The sequence below is a fragment of the Sulfitobacter sp. OXR-159 genome (assembly GCF_034377145.1).
Lineage (GTDB): Bacteria > Pseudomonadota > Alphaproteobacteria > Rhodobacterales > Rhodobacteraceae > Sulfitobacter.
The window spans coordinates 3,401,200-3,418,853 of the sequence record NZ_CP139707.1; the positions used below are offsets into that span (position 1 = coordinate 3,401,200).

Here is a 17,654-nt window from a genome sequence, read left to right on the forward strand (position 1 = left end):
ATTTACGGCAGGTCTTCCGACGGGATGATGCCAAAGAATTCCCCACCCGACCAGACACCAAACCAGCCATCGCGGTGTTGGCCAAGATCGACCAAACGGTAAAAACTCTTGCGGTCAATCAGCGCCTCAAGGTTTCGACGTACCAGCACATAGGGCGACGGCTCACCCGTTTCCTCATCGCGCACGACGCGGATCGGATGCTCCGGCCCCGCCTCGGCCACATCGCCTAGGTTGGTGAGAAACCGCAACTGCTGCGCCTCGCCCGCGCCTTCGGCCTCGAAATCCACGGCGACAAAGGGCGCATCTTCGACCGTGATGCCCACCTTCTCGACCGGCGATTTGAGGAAATAGTCATCCCCCTCGCGCCAGAGAATCGAAGCGAACAATTTGACCAATTCAATCCGCCCGATCGGCGTGCCTTGGTAAAGCCACGTCCCGTCGCGTTTGATTTGCATGTCCAGATCGCCGCAGAATTCCGGGTTCCACTTCTCAAGCGGCGGGGTTCCGCGCGTTTTTGCGGCCTTGGCAGCTTCGATCAGGCTGTCTGCGGTGGGTGTCACGGTATTTTGTCCGCTCATTGGTTTTGCCATTCCCTTTGGTCGCGATACACTTACACCTGAAAGATATAACTCCGGGGAAAGAAATGTCATGGCCGAAGCGGATGATCTGATCGCGCAAATCGAAGCGCTGACCGAAAAACTGGGCGAGGCCAAGCAGTCGATCACCGGGCGGTTCGTCGGGCAAGAACAGGTTGTGGACCTCGCGCTGACTGCTCTGCTCTGCGGTGGCCACGGGCTGCTGATCGGCCTGCCGGGCTTGGGCAAGACACGTCTGGTCGAGACCTTGAGCACCGTCATGGGCCTGCACGGCAACCGCGTGCAATTCACCCCCGATCTGATGCCCGCCGATATTCTGGGCTCCGAAGTGCTTGATACCGCGCCCGACGGCAGCCGGGCCTTTCGCTTTATCGAAGGGCCGATCTTTTGCCAGCTTCTGATGGCGGATGAGATCAACCGCGCCAGCCCGCGCACGCAGTCGGCGCTTTTGCAGGCGATGCAGGAAAAAACCGTCACGGTGGCTGGCCAAGACCGCGCATTGGGCCAGCCCTTCCACGTGCTCGCCACGCAAAACCCGATCGAGCAAGAAGGCACCTACCCGCTGCCCGAAGCACAGCTTGACCGTTTCCTCGTGCAGATCGACGTGGCCTACCCCGACCGCGCGACCGAGCGGGACATCCTGATCGCCACCACCGGCGTCGAAGATGGCGCGGTGCAGCCTGTTTTCTCTACCGAAGACCTGCTGGCCGCGCAAAACCTGCTGCGCCGGATGCCCGTGGGCGACAGCGTGGTGGAGCTGATCCTTGACCTTGTCCGCGCCTTCCGCCCCGATGAACCCGAAGCCACCCAGCCCGTGCGCGAGAGTGTTGCTTGGGGCCCCGGCCCCCGTGCCGCGCAGGCGCTGATGCTGACGGTCCGCGCCCGTGCGCTGCTGGAGGGGCGGCTTGCCCCCTCTGCCGAAGACGTGCTGGCCATGGCCCGCCCGGTGCTGAGCCACCGGATGGCGCTGAACTTTGCCGCCCGCGCACGCGGCGAAAGCCTGCAAGGGCTGATCGACGCCACCGCCGGTCAATTGATCGGGAAAAAGGCCGCCGCGTGACCCATTCCCCCCTAACCCTCAGGGCCGACGCCGAGGGCGAGGCGGCCCGGTTGCCAGCGCTGCTAGCGCGGGCCGAGCATCTGGCCGGTGCCGTGTTGCCCGGTGCCCATGGCCGCCGCCGCGCGGGAACGGGGGATGATTTCTGGCAATACCGCCCGGCGCAAATGGGCGACAGCCGACGGATGGTCGACCACCGCCGCTCGGCACGCGGCGATCAAGAGTTCGTGCGAGAGCGGGAATGGCAGATTGCCCAGTCGGTCATGCTTTGGGTCGATCAGGGCGCGTCGATGCGCTTTGCCTCTGACAAAGGGCTGCCCGATAAAGCTGATCGCGCGCGGCTGTTGGGCCTCGCGCTGTCGATCCTGCTGCTGCGCGGCGGCGAGCGTGTGGGCCTGACCGGCACCGCCCTGCCGCCCCGGCGCGGCAATCCGCAGGTGCTGCGACTGGCCGAATTGCTCTGCCAAAAAGACACCCGCGAATATGCCCCGCCCGAACACCGCGGCATGATCCCCCATGCTCGGGCGATCTTTATTTCGGATTTCATGGGCGATCTTGAACCGGTCCAGACAGCGCTGACCAAAGCCGCTGACCGCGGCGTGCGCGGCGTACTGTACCACCTGCTCGACCCGGCTGAGGAAGCCTTCCCTTTTGCGGGCCGTACCATCTTCGAAAGCGTCGGCGGCACGCTGCGCCATGAGACACTGAAGGCGAATGACCTGCGCGGCCGCTATCTCGATCGGCTCGCGGCGCGCAAAGATGAATTGCAACAACTCTGCGCCCGCACCGGCTGGCGCTATGGGCTGCACCACACGAATGCCTCGGCGCAATCGGCGCTGCTGTGGCTCTATGGCGCGTTGGACGCGCGGCAAGGAAGTGCTGCATGAGCGTTTTCGGCGGCATTGGTTTCACCGCGCCTTGGCTGCTGCTGGCCCTGCTGGCGCTGCCGATCCTGTGGCTGATCCTGCGTGCCGTGCCCCCGGCTCCGATCCGCCGCCGTTTTCCCGGTGTGGCGCTGCTCTTGGGTCTGGCGGATGACGAAAGCACGACGGACCGCACGCCGTGGTGGCTGCTGCTACTGCGGATGCTGGCCGTGGCTGCGATCATTGTTGGCCTCGCCGGGCCGGTCTTGAACCCGCAGGCCGAGGCGGAACAGGGCAGCGGCCCCTTGTTGATGGTGCTCGATGGCTCTTGGGCCGGGGCCAGCGGCTGGGATCGTCAGTTAGCTGCTGTAGACGCGCAGCTAACCCGCACCGGCCGGGCCGAGCGGACCGTGGGCATCCTGACTCTGACCGACCCGCAGGTACCGACCTTCCAATCCGCCGACGCATGGCGCAGCCGCCTTGCCGGGCTCACGCCCGCGCCGTGGCAACCCGCCCCGGCAAACATCACCCGCGCAACCGAAATCATGGCAGACCTGCCCGCTTTTGACACGATGTGGTTCAGCGATGACTTGGACTATCCGGGCCGCGATGATCTGCGCGCCGCGCTGCAATCCAAAGGCGCGGTTGAGGTGCATCAGTCCGCAAGCAACGTCATCGGCATCGCCCCCGCTGTCTACCAAGATGGCGCAATCGACCTGACCCTGCGCCGCGCCATTCCCGGCCCGGAGCGCGAGGCCGTGGTGCAGGCCCATGGTCGCGACCCCGCAGGCAATGCCCGCGTGCTGGCCACCGCCAATGCCAGTTTCGAGGCGGGGGCGACAGAGGCCACCACCTCCCTGTCGCTGCCCGCCGAACTGCGCGCGCGACTGACCTCCTTCGACATCGCAGGACAACGCTCTGCCGGGGCGCGTACCTTGGTCGATGACGGGTTGCGCCGCCGTGAGGTCGCGCTGATCGGCGGGCGCGGGGCGCAGGAGGGGCTGCAACTGCTCTCGCCGCTGCACTATATCGAACAGGCGTTGGCCCCGAGTGCTGACCTGATCGACGGCACCCTGTCCGACGTGCTGCCCGCCAACCCCGATGTGATCGTGCTGGCCGATGTCGCCACGCTTAGCCCCGCCGAGGCAGAGCCGCTGCAAGAGTGGATCGACGCGGGCGGCGTGCTGATCCGCTTCGCCGGGCCACGCATTGCCGCCAGTGATGTCAGCCGCATCGACGAAGACCCGCTGATGCCCGTGCGCCTGCGCGCCGGGGGGCGCAGCGTGGGCGGGGCAATGTCTTGGGGCGAGCCGAAGGCGCTGGCCCCTTTCCGCAACGGATCGCCCTTCTTTGGCCTGCCGGTGCCGGAGGACGTGACCGTTTCCGCTCAGGTCGTGGCGCAACCGGACCCGACACTGGCCGACCGGGTGATTGCGTCGCTGAGTGACGGCACGCCGCTGGTCACGCGCAAGGCTGTGGGTCAGGGGCAGATCGTGCTTTTCCACGTTACCGCCACGGCGGAATGGTCGACCCTGCCGCTGTCGGGTCTTTTTGTGCAAATGATGGAGCGGCTGGCCGTATCGTCGGGGGCCAGCACGCCCGAGGCCGGCAGCCTTGAGGGCACCACATGGACCCCACTGCGGGTGATGGACGGTTTCGGCACCCTGTCGGACGCGGGCAACCTGCCCGGGGTCGCGGGGCCTGACTTGATTTCGGCCCCCGCTGGCCCTGCGCTACCCCCCGGCATCTACGGCTCAGAAGACCGACGGCTGGCGCGCAATGTGCTGACTGCTGAGACCACGCTCACCCCCGCCACATGGCCCTCGGATGTGCCGCTGCGTGGTCTTGCGCTGCCGCCGGAACAGCCGCTGGCCGGAGCACTTCTGAGCCTCGCGATCCTGTTGCTGGTTGCCGATGTGCTGGCCTCTCTCGCCCTTTCGGGGCTGCTGCTGCGCCGCTCGGCTGGTACTCTGGCGCTGATCTTGGGGCTGGGCTTGCCACAAATGGGGGACGCGCAAGAGACTGACCCCGAAAGCTTTGCCGTGCGCTCCGCCTCCGAGGTCACGCTGGCCCATGTGCTGACCGGCAATAGCGACGTTGACGAGGTCGCCCGCGCCGGGCTGACCGGCCTGTCGGACACGCTTTATTTTCGCACCACGGTAGAGCCTGCCCTGCCCACAGGTGTCGATTTGGAGCAGGACGAACTCGCCTTTTTCCCGATCCTCTATTGGCCCGTCACCCCCGATCAACCACAGCCTTCAACCGAGGCTTATGGCAAGCTGAACGACTATCTCCGCTCGGGCGGGTTGATCCTGTTTGATACACGCGACGCGGATATCGCAAGCTATGGCGCCGCCAGCCCGAACGGGCGCAAGCTGCAGGAATTGGCCGCCCCGCTCGACATCCCACCACTTGAGCCGCTGCCCAGCGACCATGTGCTGACCCGCACCTTCTATCTGCTGCAGGACTACCCGGGCCGCTACACCAGCCGCGATGTCTGGGTTGAGGCCGCGCCGCCCGACGCCGAACGGATCGAGGGGATGCCTTTCCGCAACCTCAATGACGGTGTCACCCCGGTGGTGATCGGCGGCAACGATTGGGCCGCCGCTTGGGCCGTGCGCCGCGATGGCGCGCCCTTGCTGCCCATCGGGCGCGGCTATGCCGGAGAACGGCAGCGCGAATTGGCCTACCGCTTTGGTGTGAACCTTGTGATGCATGTGCTGACGGGCAACTACAAATCTGATCAGGTCCATGTGCCTGCGCTGCTGGATAGGTTGGGCCAATGACCGGAACCGTGCTTTTCGACCCGCTGATCCCGCTGCCGCTGTTGATTGGGCTGGCGGTGCTTGCCGCGATTGGCGTTCTGCTGGCGGTGTGGCGTGGCCTGTCGGGCTGGGCACTGCGGGGGCTGGCCGCCGTGGTGGTGCTCGGCGCATTGGCTGGCCCATCCTATCAAACCGAGGACCGTGCCCCGCTGAGTGACATCGTGCTGCTGTTGGAAGACGAAAGCGCCAGCCAGCGGCTGGCGGACCGCGCCGACCAGTCCGATACCGCCGCCGAGGCGATGGCCGACCGGATCACCGCGCGCCCGAATACGGAACTGCGCCGCATCACCGTGCCCGACGGGGCCGAGGACGCGGGCACACGGTTGATGACCACGCTGGCCGACGCGCTGGCCGAAGAGCCGCGCGCGCGGATTGCGGGCATTCTGGCGGTTAGCGATGGCCGGGTGCATGACGCGGACCTGCCGCTTGACCTGCCCGCGCCGCTGCACCTGCTGCAAACCGGTCGGGCCGCAGATTGGGACCGCCGCCTGACCGTGCGCAATGCCCCTGCTTTTGCCATCATCGGGGAGCCGGTGACCCTGACCCTGCGCATCGACGATCTGGGCGCCGCGCCCGAGGACGGGGGGCTGACCCGGCTTGATATCTCTGTCGATGGTGAAGACCCGCAAAGCTTTGACGTTCCCATTGGCCAAGACCTCGAACTGCCCGTCGCCCTGCCCCACGGGGGGCGCAATGTGATCCGTTTCTCCCTGCCCGAAGCGCCGGGGGAATTGACCGACCGCAACAATGCCGCGCTGATCCAGATGAACGGGGTGCGCGACCGGCTGAGCGTGCTGCTCGTCTCGGGCGAGCCGCATCCCGGGGGGCGCACGTGGCGCAACCTGCTGAAGTCCGACAGCGCGGTCGATCTGGTGCATTTCACGATTCTGCGCCCGCCCGACAAGCAGGACGGCGTGCCGGTGAACGAGTTGTCGCTGATCGCCTTTCCGACGCGCGAATTGTTCATGGACAAGATTGACGACTTTGACCTGATCATCTTTGACCGCTACCAGCGGCGTGGCATCCTACCTGCGCTCTACCTCGATAATGTGGCGCAATATGTGCGCAAGGGCGGCGCGGTGCTGGTCGCGGCGGGGCCGGATTTCGCCAGTGCCGACAGCCTCTACCGGTCGCCGCTTGGCACGGTGCTGCCTGCCACCCCCACCGCGCGGGTTTTGGAGGAAGCCTTCCCCCCCGTCGTGACCGACATCGGTCAGCGCCATCCCGTGACAGCCGAACTGCCGGGCAAAGGCGACTGGGGCCGTTGGCTGCGCCAGATCGACGTGACGGCTGAGCGTGGCGATGTGGTCATGAGCGGTGCAGACGACCGCCCACTGCTGGTGCTTGACCGCGTCGACGAGGGCCGCGTGGCGCTGCTGGCCTCAGATCATGCGTGGCTGTGGAACCGGGGCTATGAGGGCGGCGGCCCGCAGTTGGAACTGCTGCGCCGTTTGGCGCATTGGATGATGAAAGAACCCGAGCTTGAGGAGGAGGCGCTGACCGCCACCGCCCAAGGCCGCACCATGCGCATCACCCGGCGCACCTTGGATGAAACCGTGCCCCCCGTCACCATCACCGCCCCTGATGGCAGCACCACCGAAATGCCCCTCGCCCCCGCTGGTCCGGGCCGTTTTGAGGCTGAATTCACGGGCGAAGAGATGGGCCTCTACCGATTGGAAAACGGGGAGGAGGTGACTGTCATCGGCCTAGGCCCTGCTGCCCCGCGCGAGTTTATTGAGACGATTGCCAGTGACGCAGCACTGCGCCCAGCCATCGACACCCTGCGCGGTGGCGTGGCACGGGTGGAAGACGGGCTGCCGCGCCTGCGCGACGTGCGCCTTGGCCGTCCGGCTGCCGGACGCGGTTGGCTGGGACTGACCCCACGTGGTGCTTATGAGACCCGCGATGTGCGGCAAACACCGCTGCTGCCGGGCTGGCTGGTGCTGTTGCTTTCGGCCCTGTTCATCACCGCCGCTTGGCTGCGCGAAGGCCGCCGTTAAAGCGCGCGAAGCAGCAGCCCGCCCGCAAGCGTGACGACGATAAGCCCTGCCGTCAGCTCGGCCACCGCCGCGGCCTGTGCCAAGCGCGGCGATCCGGCGAGCCCTCCAAGCACTCCCGCCCGCAACCCCGTGGCGGCAAGCCCGGTGGCGATGTTGATCAACCCGGTGCCAAGGGCCATGGCAAAAGCGCCCAAAACACCGACACCGCCGATGCCCATATGCCAAGTGATCACCAGCACGAACAGCGCCCCGGTGCAGGGACGGATGGCGATCCCAGCAATCAAAAGCAGCGCATCGCGCAGGCTGCCCGCCTGCTGGACCTGTGCCAAGCTTGGCCCATGGGCATGACCGCAATGGCCGCAAACTTCTTCGCTGTGCGCCACCTTCTTTTGGCGCGCATGACGCAGCCCGCGCCAGATCAGCCAAAGCCCGATAAGGGCAATTGCGCCGTAGCTTGCCGGGGCCATGATGTCTTCGGTCACGCCCACCAGAGCCTCACGGCCAAGGCCCAAAAGCAGGATCCCCGCATAGACCAAGACCACCGCTGTCACCGCTTGACCCAGCGAGGCGGCCAGAGCGATCAGCGACAGCCGCAGCATGGGCACAGAGCGCGCCAGCCCATAGCCGCCAATCACGATCTTGCCATGCCCCGGCCCCGCCGCATGCACCACGCCGTAGGCAAAAGACGCCAGCAGCACCGTCCAGAACGCCGCGGTATCGCCCCCCCGCGTGGCGCGCAGCCCGCTGGCGATGCTGTTTTGAAACCCGCGTTGCTGCCCTGCCGCCCAATGGGCCAGCGCGTTAAAGCCCCCCGTCCACCACAGCGCCGCCAGCGCCAGCAGGGTCGCCAATGCGGCCAGCGCTATGATGCGTCGCATGTGATCACCACCTCATTGGCCAAGGCTTCGCCAATTTCAGGCAGGCCGACATCGTTCGGATCGGTATTCGCGTCCAAGGCGCTCAGATCCTGCTGAAGTTCGCGCAGATCGGCGTTCATCTCTGGCATCTTGACCCGCGCGCGACAGGCGTCATCGCCTTGCACGGTCACCTTCTGAGTCACCTCATAGGCAGTGTAATAGGTCGGGTCGTAGGGTTTGATGACCAGCCCATTCGCGTCAGGCGCATCGCCCTCGACCGCCCGCAGATGGCTGGTGATGATCCGGCCTTCGGAAAAGGTCGTCGCCACCTCTTGCGGCCCAGAAAGCGCGACCTCCTCGCTCCCGTCCAGCAAGACCGTATCGCCGTTGAACCCTTCGATCCAACGCATGTCGAACCCGTTGAGTGAGGCCACCTCTGCCTCGGTCAACACGCCATCGTAATCGGGATCAAGCCCGCGATCCTCGGTCACCAAGAGAGAGTAGAATTCGTCATAGGCCCATGTGATCCGCAGATGGGTCAACCGCCCCTCGGCATCGACGATCACTTCGAACCCGGTATCGACGAAGATATGCGGATGCGCGCCAAGCGGCGTTGCACAGGCAAGAAGAGCAGCGGTGACGAGCGGGTATTTCATGGCGCTAGGTCTACCCCCCTTCGCCATGCGCGGCAATTGCCCGGCGGGTGGCATATGGCGGGATCGCGCGCATTGCTCCCCGCCCCCAGATCAGGTCGACGGATAGGGCCGGACAAAGACCGGACGCTCAGGCGTCGAGGCATCGGGCTGATAGGCATAGCCGCCGCTGTCGAAATCCTGCAACCCTTCGGGATCATTCACCCGGTGCTGAACGATATACCGCGCCATAGCCCCGCGCGCCTTCTTGGCAAAGAAGCTAACGATCTTTGGTCCCTTGCCGTCGCCTTTGTCTTCCATGAACTGCGGGGTGATCACGCGCAGTTTCAGCGCTTTGAGGTCGACCGCGCCAAAGTATTCTTGGCTGGCGCAGTTCACCAGAACATCGCTGCCGGTGGCCTCGGCCTGCGCGTTCAGGGCCTTTGACAGGCTGTCGCGCCAGTAGTCATAGAGGTTGCCACCGCGGCGGGTTTTCAGCTTGCTGCCCATCTCCAACCGGTAGGCTTGGATCGCGTCGAGCGGGCGCAGCACGCCGTAAAGCCCCGACAAGATGCGCAGGTGCTCTTGGGCATAGGTCATCTCATCCGCATCAAGGCTCGCGGCCTCCAGCCCCTGATAGGTGTCGCCGGCAAATGCCAGCGCGGCGGGGCGGGTGGTGTCTGCTGCGGGCTTGGCTTCGAACGCCTGAAACCGATCGCGGTTCAGGCGAGCCAGATCGTCGCTGAGGCTCATCAGGTCTTTAAGGTTGCCTAAAGTGAGATTACGCGCCGTGGTCGCCAGCCGCACAGCATCTTCCTGAAAATCAGGCTGGGTAACCGCGACATCGCGTTCGGCCCAATCAAGGCGTTTGGCGGGGGAAATAACGACGAGCATGGCAGTCTCCTTGGGGCGTGTCGGGGTGATTTAGCCCGCGTCGCGCAGAACGTCCAGAAAGGCGGGGCCAAAGCGTTCGGCGCGTTTGTCGCCGAGCAGGCGTTCAATCGCGGAGCTGTCGGCGCTGCGCAGCTGCGCCACCTTGGCCAGCGTCGCCGCAGAGCAACTCAGCGGCTTGTCGGTGCCTTGTTCACCCCGCGCCAAATCGGCCTGCACCTGCAACAACTGGTCATAGACATTGCCCGCCTCGCGCCCCGCCAGCTTGCGCCGCGCCTTATGCATCGGCTGCGCCTCGCCGTTGATCACCTCAAGGAAAGCGGCGCCGTAGTTTTCCAGCTTTTTCGCGCCCACGCCACCGATACGGGCCATGGCATCAAGGTTTTGCGGGCGCGCCTCGGCCATCTCGATCAGAGTGCGGTCGGTGAAGATGATATAGGCAGGCACGCGCGCCGCCTCGGCCAATGCGCGGCGCTTGGCCTTGAGCGCCGACAGCAGCGGCGCGTCTTCATCGCTGACCATCGCTTTAACGGCAGGTCGGCGATTGGCCCCTGCCGCCTTGATCGTGTCCCGCCGCAGGTTGATCGACGCCTCGCCGCGCAGGATCGGCAGGGCGGCATCGGTCATGCGCAGCGCGCCGTGGCGTTCAGCATCGGGGCGCACGAGGTCATGGCCCATCATCTGCCGGAACACCGCCTGCCATTCATTGCGGCTGTATTCGCCGCCTACGCCATAGGTCGGCAGAGATTGGTGACCGCGCTGGCGGACCTTCTCGGTCTCATTGCCCAGCAGGATGTCGATGAGATGGCCCGCGCCGAACCATTCGTCGGTGCGCAGCATGGCCGAGAGTGCCTTGCGCACTGCCGTAGTGCCATCGAACACATCCGCCGGGCTGTCGCAGAGGTCGCAGCGCCCGCAGGTGATTTCGGTCTCGTCAAAATAGCCCAGCAAGGCCTGGCGGCGGCATTCCAGCGCTTCGGCCAAACCGAGCAGCGCGTTCAACCGCCCATGATCCGCTGCGCGGCGTTCGGGCGGGGCGAGCCCCTCGTCGATCTGACTGCGGCGCAGGCGGATGTCATCGGGGCCAAAGAGTGTCAGGGTTTCAGCCGGGGCACCATCACGCCCGGCGCGGCCAATCTCCTGATAATAGGCCTCAATGGACTTGGGCAGATCCGCATGGGCGACCCAGCGGATGTCGGGCTTGTCGACCCCCATGCCAAAGGCCACCGTGGCGCAGACGATCAGCCCGTCTTCCTGCTGAAAGCGCCGCTCAGCGATGCGGCGGTCTTCGGCCTCCATCCCGCCGTGGTAATGCAGCGCCGTTTGCCCCTGATCGCGCAGCGCCTTGGCCAGCCCTTCGGTCTTGGCCCGCGTGCCGCAATAGACGATGCCCGACTGCCCCTTGCGCGCGGCGGCGAAGTTCAGGATCTGATCGCGCGGCTTGTTCTTGGCGGCAAAGGCGAGGTGGATGTTAGGCCGGTCAAACCCGCGCAGAAAGGCGCGCGGGGGCGTGCCGTCGAACAGTTTCTCAACGATCTCCACCTGCGTTTCGGCATCCGCCGTGGCAGTGAAGGCCGCAAGTGGCACGTTCAGCGTGCGGCGCAATTCACCGATGCGCAGGTAATCGGGACGGAAATCATGACCCCACTGGCTGACGCAATGCGCCTCGTCTACGGCGATGAGATTGACGCCAACGCGCCGCAACATGCCCATGGCCGAGCCTGCGGCCAGCCGCTCCGGCGCCATATAGAGCAGTTTGAGGGTGCCTGCCTCCAACGCCTCCCAAACCGCGTCGGTCTCCTCAGACGTGTTGCCCGAGGTCAGCGCGCCCGCCGCGACGCCCGCTTCTTGCAGGCTGCGCACCTGATCGCGCATCAGGGCGATGAGCGGGCTGATGACCACTGTCACCCCCTCGCGCATCAGCGCAGGGAGTTGGAAACATAAGGACTTGCCGCCGCCCGTGGGCATGATGGCAAGCACGTTCTCGCCCTCGGTCACGGCCTCCACAATCTCTTGCTGGCCGGGGCGGAACCCGTCGAAACCGAATACATCACGAAGAAGCGTGGCAGCGCCTGTCATGGAGAACCTGTAAGATTGTCTGCTCTTTTTATGCAGACTCCCACACTAACAAACCGTGAACAAGGCCAGATGCACGCGACATGGGCGCGCGGACCGGGCTCGGCACGGTTCAGTAGAAGGCCGCGGCGTTGTTTGTCAGCACGATCCGCGCGATGGCCACGACGATCAGCACGATCAATGGTGCCAGATCCAAACCACCCATCGGCGGGATCACATTGCGCACGCGGCTATAGACCGGCTCTAGAATCCGGTTCAGCCCGTCCCAGATTTGCGCAACCAAAGGCTGGCGCAGGTTCAGCACCTGAAAATTGATCAACCAAGACATGATGACATGGGCGATGACGATGAACCAAACGATGTTCAAAAGCAGCATCAGGATTTGGAACAGTGACGTCATGGAATATCCCCTTGGTGTGACGCAAGACAGCTAAGCGCCCCGCCCGCAAAGGGCAAGAGTGCCGCGACGTATATGCTTGACCGCGCAGCGCTTCCGCCGCAGATCGGCACCGTCACGACAAAGGAAAGCCCCATGTTCCCGATCATCCGCATGGCCAAAGACGTCATCGTCGCCGCGCGGCAGGCGCCGCTGGAAAACCTGACCGACACCCATGTCAGCCATCACATCTGCTGGCCGCATGACCTCGATATCTGGATGGAGCTGAACAACGGGCGGGCGCTGTCGCTGTATGATCTGGGCCGCACTGCCATGGCGCAGCGTGCCGGGTTGATTACGCTGCTTCGCCAAAACAAATGGGCAATCACAATCGCAGGCTCCAGCACCCGGTTCCGCCGCCGCATCCGCATGTTCGAAAAGTTCGAGATGCGCAGCCGGACGCTGTGTTGGGATGACAAGTTCATCTATCTGGAACAATCCATGTGGAAGAAGAACGGCGAATGCGCGAGCCATGTGCTCTACCGCTCTGCCGTGACCGATCGCAATGGGTTGATCCCGCCGGAAAAGGTGCTGCGCGCCATGGGGCGGCAGCAACCTTCGCCCGAGGTGCCGGGCTGGGTGGTCGAATGGATCCGTGCCGACAGCCACCGCCCGTGGCCGCCGATGCAAGACGGCGCGCCCGTGCCCGAAGCTGCACCGCACCTTTCCGCCTGACCCGACCGGCAGCCCAACGTTTCAACCCCGCCACGACTGGCGCTTGCGCCTTGCGCCGCGCCCTGCTCTAACTTGGAAAAGAGCAGGCCGCGAAGGGGCGCAACATGGCACAGACAGGCGGGCGCAAGCGCATCTGGGGATGGTACTTTTTCGACTGGGCCAGCCAGCCTTACAACACCCTGCTGCTGACCTTTATCTTTGGCCCCTATTTCGCCCAAACCGCGACCAACGCGCTGGTCGACGGCGGGATGGAGCTTTCCGCCGCGAAAGCCCAAGCGCAGGCCTATTGGGGCTATGGTCTGGCGCTGGCCGGGATCGCGATTGCCATACTGGCGCCGATCTTGGGCGCGGTGGCAGATTCCTCGGGCCGTCGGATGCCATGGATCTGGCTGTTTTCGGCGATGTATGTGATCGGCGCAGCCGCCCTGTGGTGGACAGCCCCGGCGGATTTCTCTCTGCTTTGGGCATTGTTCTTTTTCGGCATCGGCTTGGTCGGGATGGAATTCGCCACGATCTTTACCAACGCCTATCTGCCCGAGTTGCACCCCGACCCCGATGAGCGCGGGCGCATTTCGGGCGATGGCTGGGCCTTTGGCTATGCGGGCGGGGTGCTGGCGCTGATCGCGATGATCGCCCTGTTTCAAAGCGGTGCGAACGGGCGCACCATGGCGGGGCTGACGCCGCTGTTCGGGCTGGACCCGGCGACCAAGGCCGACACCCGCATTGTCGGGCCGCTTGCGGCGATCTGGTACGCCGTTTTCATGATCCCCTTCTTCCTCTATGTGCGCGACACGCCGAAACCCGGAGCGCAACGCTACCGCGTGGGTGCGGGTCTGTCGGATCTGGCGCGCACCCTACGGGGCCTGCCAAAGCATCCCTCGCTGCTGGCCTATCTCGGCTCTTCGATGTTCTACCGTGACGCGCTGAATGGCATGTATACCTTCGGCGGGGTCTATGCGCTTGGCGTGCTGGATTGGTCGATTCAAGAGATCGGCATCTTTGGCATCCTTGCCGCTATCTCGGGCGCGGTGTTCTGCGTGCTGGGCGGGCGGATCGACCGGCGCATCGGGCCGATGCCGGTGATCGTGGCCTGCTGCATCATCCTTGTGGCGACTGCCTGTTTGATCATCTCGTTGGGGCCGAATTCTGTCATGGGCGTTTCTTTGCCTGAGGGGTCTGCCCTGCCGGATATCCTCTTCTACGTCGCTGGTGCCTCTATCGGGGCGGCGGGCGGTGCGCTACAGGCATCCTCGCGTAACATGCTGACACGACAAGGAAACCCCGAGCGTATGACCGAGGCTTTTGGCCTTTACGCGCTGTCGGGCAAGGCGACCTCGTTCCTCGCCCCGGCGCTGATTGCCTTGGCCAGTGACCTCACCGGCAGCCAACGGCTGGGCATCACCCCCGTCGTGGGGCTTTTCATCGTCGGTTTGATCCTGTTAGCGTGGGTCAAACCCAAGGGAGATTTCGCCACATGACGCTGCTTCGCACCCTGACCTCCGTGGCACTGGCCTTTGCGCTGGCGTCTTGCGGGGGCGACCGGACCGAAACCGACATCAGCGGTGAGAAAGTCGCCCTGCCGACCATCGGTTCTTCGGGCGGCGCCTTGAGCACAGTCGCGGCCAAGCAGCTTTTCGGGGCCAAGAGCTTTGCCTCTACGCAATCCTCGGCGGCTTTCGGCAGCTACTCCAAAGGGTGCCTCGCCGGGGCCGAGCAATTGCCCGAGACGGGTCCGACTTGGCAGGCCATGCGCCTGTCGCGCAACCGCAACTGGGCCCATCCCGAGATGGTCGACATGGTCAAGAAACTCAGCCGCAAGGCCGCGCAGCAGCCGGGTTGGGAAGGCATCTATGTCGGCGATATGAGCCAGCCGCGCGGGGGGCCGATGCTGACCGGTCACGCCAGCCACCAGATCGGGCTGGATGCCGATATCTGGATGTTGCCGCCAAAGTCGCTGAACCTCAGCCGGGCGCAGCGCGAGAACATCTCGTCGATCTCCATGCGCCGGGCGAGTGGGGCCTATGTGAATTCCTCTTGGACGCCCGCGCATCACGAGGTGGTCAAGGCCGCGGCCCAAGACCCCCGCACCGCGCGTATCTTCGTCTTCCCCGGCGCCAAGGTGCAGATGTGCGCCGATGAGAAAGGCGACCGCAGCTATCTGCGCAAAATCCGGCCTTGGTACGGGCATCACTATCATTTCCACGTCCGCATCGCCTGCCCAACAGGCGCGCGCGGCTGTGTGGATCAGGCCCCGCCCCCGCCAGGTGACGGCTGCGCCGATGCGCGGCAGTGGCAGGCCAATATTCTGAACCCACCAAAGCCCGATCCAACGGCCCCCAAAACGAAACCCAAGCCCAAGCGCGACATCCTGCTTGCGGACCTGCCTGCCCAATGCAACGCCGTTTTGAACGCAAACTGATCCGCGCCTGCCTCCCGTTCTTCCTGCTCATTGCCTGCGTGGCCCCCGCCGCGCAGACAGAGCCGGTGGTGCAGGTCGACAGCGTGCTGACATGGAGCCACCCGGCCCCGTGGTTCGGCGGCTTTTCGGGGGTCGAGGTCAACGCCGATGGCACCCGCCTGACGGCGGTCTCGGACCGGGGCCGCGTCGTGCAGGCGCGCATGGTTCGCGAGGCGGGCCGTTTGGTGGCCCTTGAGCTTGAGGAAAACGCCCCGCTCAAAGGGGCCGATGGCAAAGCCCTGCGCGGTCAAATGCGCGATGCCGAAGCGCTGGCGCTTGACGACACTGGGCAACTCTACATCTCGTTCGAACACGATCACCACGTCGCTCGGCTTGCGCCTGAAAGCGGGGTCACCTCCCCGCTGCCCAGACATGACGACTTTGCCAAGTTCGAGCCTAACGCGGGGATGGAGACATTGGCCGCTCATCCCGATGGACGGCTCTTTGCAGCCCCCGAAGGCGGCGGCCCCATATCGGGTCCCATCCCGCTTTATGCCTTTGATGGCACCGCATGGACAATCGCCGCGAAGATCCCGCGCCAAGGGCCGTTCTTGCCGGTAGACGCGGACTTTGCCGAGGATGGCACGCTCTATCTGCTAGAGCGGACGATCACGCCATTGGGCTTTCGCAGCCGCATCCGCAGCTTTGATTTGACCGCGCCGGGGCTTGGGGAGGTAACCTTGCTGACCTCCGGCCCCGGTCAATACGACAACCTCGAAGCGCTCAGCACTTGGCAGGACGCGGCGGGACAAACCCGGCTGACTCTGCTGTCGGACGACAACTTCTTCGTCATGCAGCGCAATGAGGTGGTAGAGCTGATCCTTGCCAAACCGGGTGTCGAGGGCTAAAGACCGTTCCGTCTGCGATCCCCGCAGGCCAAGTCGCCGCACCCTTGCACAAAACGGTCCACATATGACACGCACCTATCTTCCCGGCATTCTTGCCATGGCCGCCATCGTCGTGGCCTCAAATATCCTTGTTCAGTTTCTATTCGGCCAATGGCTGACCTGGGGCGCTTTCACCTATCCGCTGGCTTTCCTCGTCACCGATGTGATGAACCGCCTTTACGGTGCCTCTGCCGCGCGCCGGGTCGTGTTGGTGGGGTTTGTCGTCGGGTTGATCTGCTCGCTGATTGGGACACAGATCATGGGCGAATTCGGTCCGCTGGTGACGGTCCGCATCGCGATCGCCTCGGGCTCGGCCTTCCTCGTGGCGCAGCTGTTGGACGTGACGATCTTTAACCGTTTTCGCGATGGCGCATGGTGGCGCGCGCCTTTGATCAGCACGCTGATCAGCAGCGCGATCGACACGGCGCTGTTTTTCTCCATCGCGTTCTCGGCCAGCCTGTCGTTCATCCACCCCGCGACCGATGTCGCTTGGGCGACCGAAGCTTTGCCACTGTTGGGCGCAGGCCCGCTCGCGCCGCTTTGGGTCTCGCTCGCCGTGGCGGATTGGTCGGTGAAACTGGCCATCGCGCTGATCGCGCTGATCCCCTTCCGGCTGCTGACCGCTCGGCTGACCGCCCGCGCTTGATACCGGCGCAGGGGGGCCCGCCCCCTTGCCGCCGCACCGTCCAAAAAAACGCTTTGCGAATTTCAAAACCTGTGCAACGCTCAGGGTGAGTTCAACAAATGTAAAGGAGGTGATCCAGTGTCAAGAAAGGTATTGGAGCGAGGTGTCGGAACAACCAGCGGGGTTTCCTGCTAGGGCAGCCCCTGGCAGTGCAACCACCTGGTGGACATCGGTCTAACCGATCCCCCTCCTGAAACCATTCGATTGGGCCGTTCCGCAAGGGGCGGCCCATTTCGCATTCCCCCTTCACCCTCACGGCGCAGACTGGCATGTTACCGGGCAAGGAGAGCCCATGCTGCACATCAACGATGACATCGCCATTCACGACTGGGAGCTGACCGAAAGCTTCATGCGCGCCTCCGGCCCCGGCGGGCAGAATGTGAACAAGGTCTCCTCGGCGGTGGAATTGCGGTTCGAGGCCGCCACCTCGCCCTCCCTGCCGCAGCCGGTCAAGAACCGTCTGCGCCGTTTGGCCGGGCGGCGCTGGACCACCGAAGGCGCGCTGGTGTTGCAATGTGACGAAACCCGCAGTCAGGCGCGCAACCGCGAATTGGTCCGCGAGCGGCTGGCCGAGCTGATCCGCACCGCCCTCACCCCACCGAAACGCCGCATCGCGACCCGCCCAACGCTGGGGTCAAAGAAACGCCGCCTTAAGGCCAAGAAGGTGCGTGGCGAGGTTAAGGCAATGCGCGGCAAGGTTGACCCGAATACCTGAG

The 17,654-nt window shown here is 64.8% G+C and carries 16 protein-coding genes; 10 read left to right on the plus strand and 6 right to left on the minus strand.

The window, feature by feature from the left end; translation table 11 throughout:
* Positions 1 to 2: 2 nt before the first annotated feature.
* Positions 3 to 578 (minus strand): DUF1285 domain-containing protein, encoded by a 576-nt coding sequence (locus T8A63_RS17455; protein WP_322344554.1) that lies wholly within the window; start codon positions 576 to 578, stop codon positions 3 to 5.
* A 70-nt stretch (positions 579 to 648) separates the two neighbouring features.
* Here T8A63_RS17455 and T8A63_RS17460 point away from each other — a divergent pair, with 70 nt between their 5' ends.
* Genes T8A63_RS17460 through T8A63_RS17475 form a run of 4 tightly spaced genes read left to right on the plus strand, consistent with a single transcriptional unit; the run spans position 649 to position 7,341 of the window.
* Positions 649 to 1,656 (plus strand): MoxR family ATPase, encoded by a 1,008-nt coding sequence (locus T8A63_RS17460; protein WP_322344555.1) that lies wholly within the window; start codon positions 649 to 651, stop codon positions 1,654 to 1,656.
* Positions 1,653 to 2,540, plus strand: a complete 888-nt coding sequence (locus T8A63_RS17465) for a DUF58 domain-containing protein (protein WP_322344556.1) — start codon at positions 1,653 to 1,655, stop codon at positions 2,538 to 2,540. Before T8A63_RS17460 ends, T8A63_RS17465 begins: the two co-directional genes overlap by 4 nt.
* The gene (locus T8A63_RS17470; RefSeq protein ID WP_322344557.1) at positions 2,537 to 5,302 is read left to right on the plus strand and encodes a DUF4159 domain-containing protein; all 2,766 of its coding nucleotides are present in this window, start codon (positions 2,537 to 2,539) and stop codon (positions 5,300 to 5,302) included. Before T8A63_RS17465 ends, T8A63_RS17470 begins: the two co-directional genes overlap by 4 nt.
* The gene (locus T8A63_RS17475) at positions 5,299 to 7,341 is read left to right on the plus strand and encodes a hypothetical protein (protein ID WP_322344558.1); all 2,043 of its coding nucleotides are present in this window, start codon (positions 5,299 to 5,301) and stop codon (positions 7,339 to 7,341) included. The genes T8A63_RS17470 and T8A63_RS17475 overlap by 4 nt, the downstream gene beginning before the upstream one ends.
* Here the strand turns inward: T8A63_RS17475 and T8A63_RS17480 are convergent.
* The 5 genes from T8A63_RS17480 to T8A63_RS17500 form a co-directional block, all read right to left on the minus strand.
* A complete protein-coding gene (locus tag T8A63_RS17480; RefSeq protein WP_322344559.1) occupies positions 7,338 to 8,219 on the minus strand; it encodes a hypothetical protein in 882 nt (293 codons plus the stop codon). The two genes, T8A63_RS17475 and T8A63_RS17480, sit on opposite strands and share 4 nt — an antisense overlap.
* Entirely contained in the window at positions 8,204 to 8,854 is a 651-nt protein-coding gene (locus tag T8A63_RS17485) for a DUF1007 family protein (protein WP_322344560.1), read from the minus strand. The genes T8A63_RS17480 and T8A63_RS17485 overlap by 16 nt, the downstream gene beginning before the upstream one ends.
* Positions 8,855 to 8,944: 90 nt before the next feature.
* A complete protein-coding gene (gene yaaA, locus T8A63_RS17490) occupies positions 8,945 to 9,724 on the minus strand; it encodes a peroxide stress protein YaaA (protein WP_322344561.1) in 780 nt (259 codons plus the stop codon).
* 30 nt (positions 9,725 to 9,754) lie between these two features.
* Complete coding sequence (recQ, locus tag T8A63_RS17495) at positions 9,755 to 11,800, minus strand: DNA helicase RecQ (protein WP_322344562.1); 2,046 nt, start codon at positions 11,798 to 11,800, stop codon at positions 9,755 to 9,757.
* 109 nt (positions 11,801 to 11,909) lie between these two features.
* Positions 11,910 to 12,197: a YggT family protein gene (locus tag T8A63_RS17500; protein ID WP_067622549.1), complete on the minus strand. Its 288-nt coding sequence runs from the start codon at positions 12,195 to 12,197 to the stop codon at positions 11,910 to 11,912.
* 132 nt (positions 12,198 to 12,329) lie between these two features.
* Here T8A63_RS17500 and T8A63_RS17505 point away from each other — a divergent pair, with 132 nt between their 5' ends.
* The 6 genes from T8A63_RS17505 (at position 12,330) to arfB (ending at position 17,653) form a co-directional block, all read left to right on the plus strand.
* Entirely contained in the window at positions 12,330 to 12,908 is a 579-nt protein-coding gene (locus T8A63_RS17505) for an acyl-CoA thioesterase (protein ID WP_322344563.1), read from the plus strand.
* 104 nt (positions 12,909 to 13,012) lie between these two features.
* A complete protein-coding gene (locus tag T8A63_RS17510; protein ID WP_322344564.1) occupies positions 13,013 to 14,386 on the plus strand; it encodes an MFS transporter in 1,374 nt (457 codons plus the stop codon).
* The gene (gene mepA, locus T8A63_RS17515) at positions 14,383 to 15,327 is read left to right on the plus strand and encodes a penicillin-insensitive murein endopeptidase (RefSeq protein WP_322344565.1); all 945 of its coding nucleotides are present in this window, start codon (positions 14,383 to 14,385) and stop codon (positions 15,325 to 15,327) included. The genes T8A63_RS17510 and mepA overlap by 4 nt, the downstream gene beginning before the upstream one ends.
* Positions 15,300 to 16,214, plus strand: a complete 915-nt coding sequence (locus tag T8A63_RS17520) for an esterase-like activity of phytase family protein (RefSeq protein WP_322344566.1) — start codon at positions 15,300 to 15,302, stop codon at positions 16,212 to 16,214. The genes mepA and T8A63_RS17520 overlap by 28 nt, the downstream gene beginning before the upstream one ends.
* Before the next feature lie 64 nt (positions 16,215 to 16,278).
* The gene (locus tag T8A63_RS17525) at positions 16,279 to 16,899 is read left to right on the plus strand and encodes a queuosine precursor transporter (RefSeq protein WP_322344567.1); all 621 of its coding nucleotides are present in this window, start codon (positions 16,279 to 16,281) and stop codon (positions 16,897 to 16,899) included.
* Between the two features lie 331 nt (positions 16,900 to 17,230).
* The gene (gene arfB / locus T8A63_RS17530) at positions 17,231 to 17,653 is read left to right on the plus strand and encodes an alternative ribosome rescue aminoacyl-tRNA hydrolase ArfB (protein ID WP_067939814.1); all 423 of its coding nucleotides are present in this window, start codon (positions 17,231 to 17,233) and stop codon (positions 17,651 to 17,653) included.
* Position 17,654: the final 1 nt, after the last annotated feature.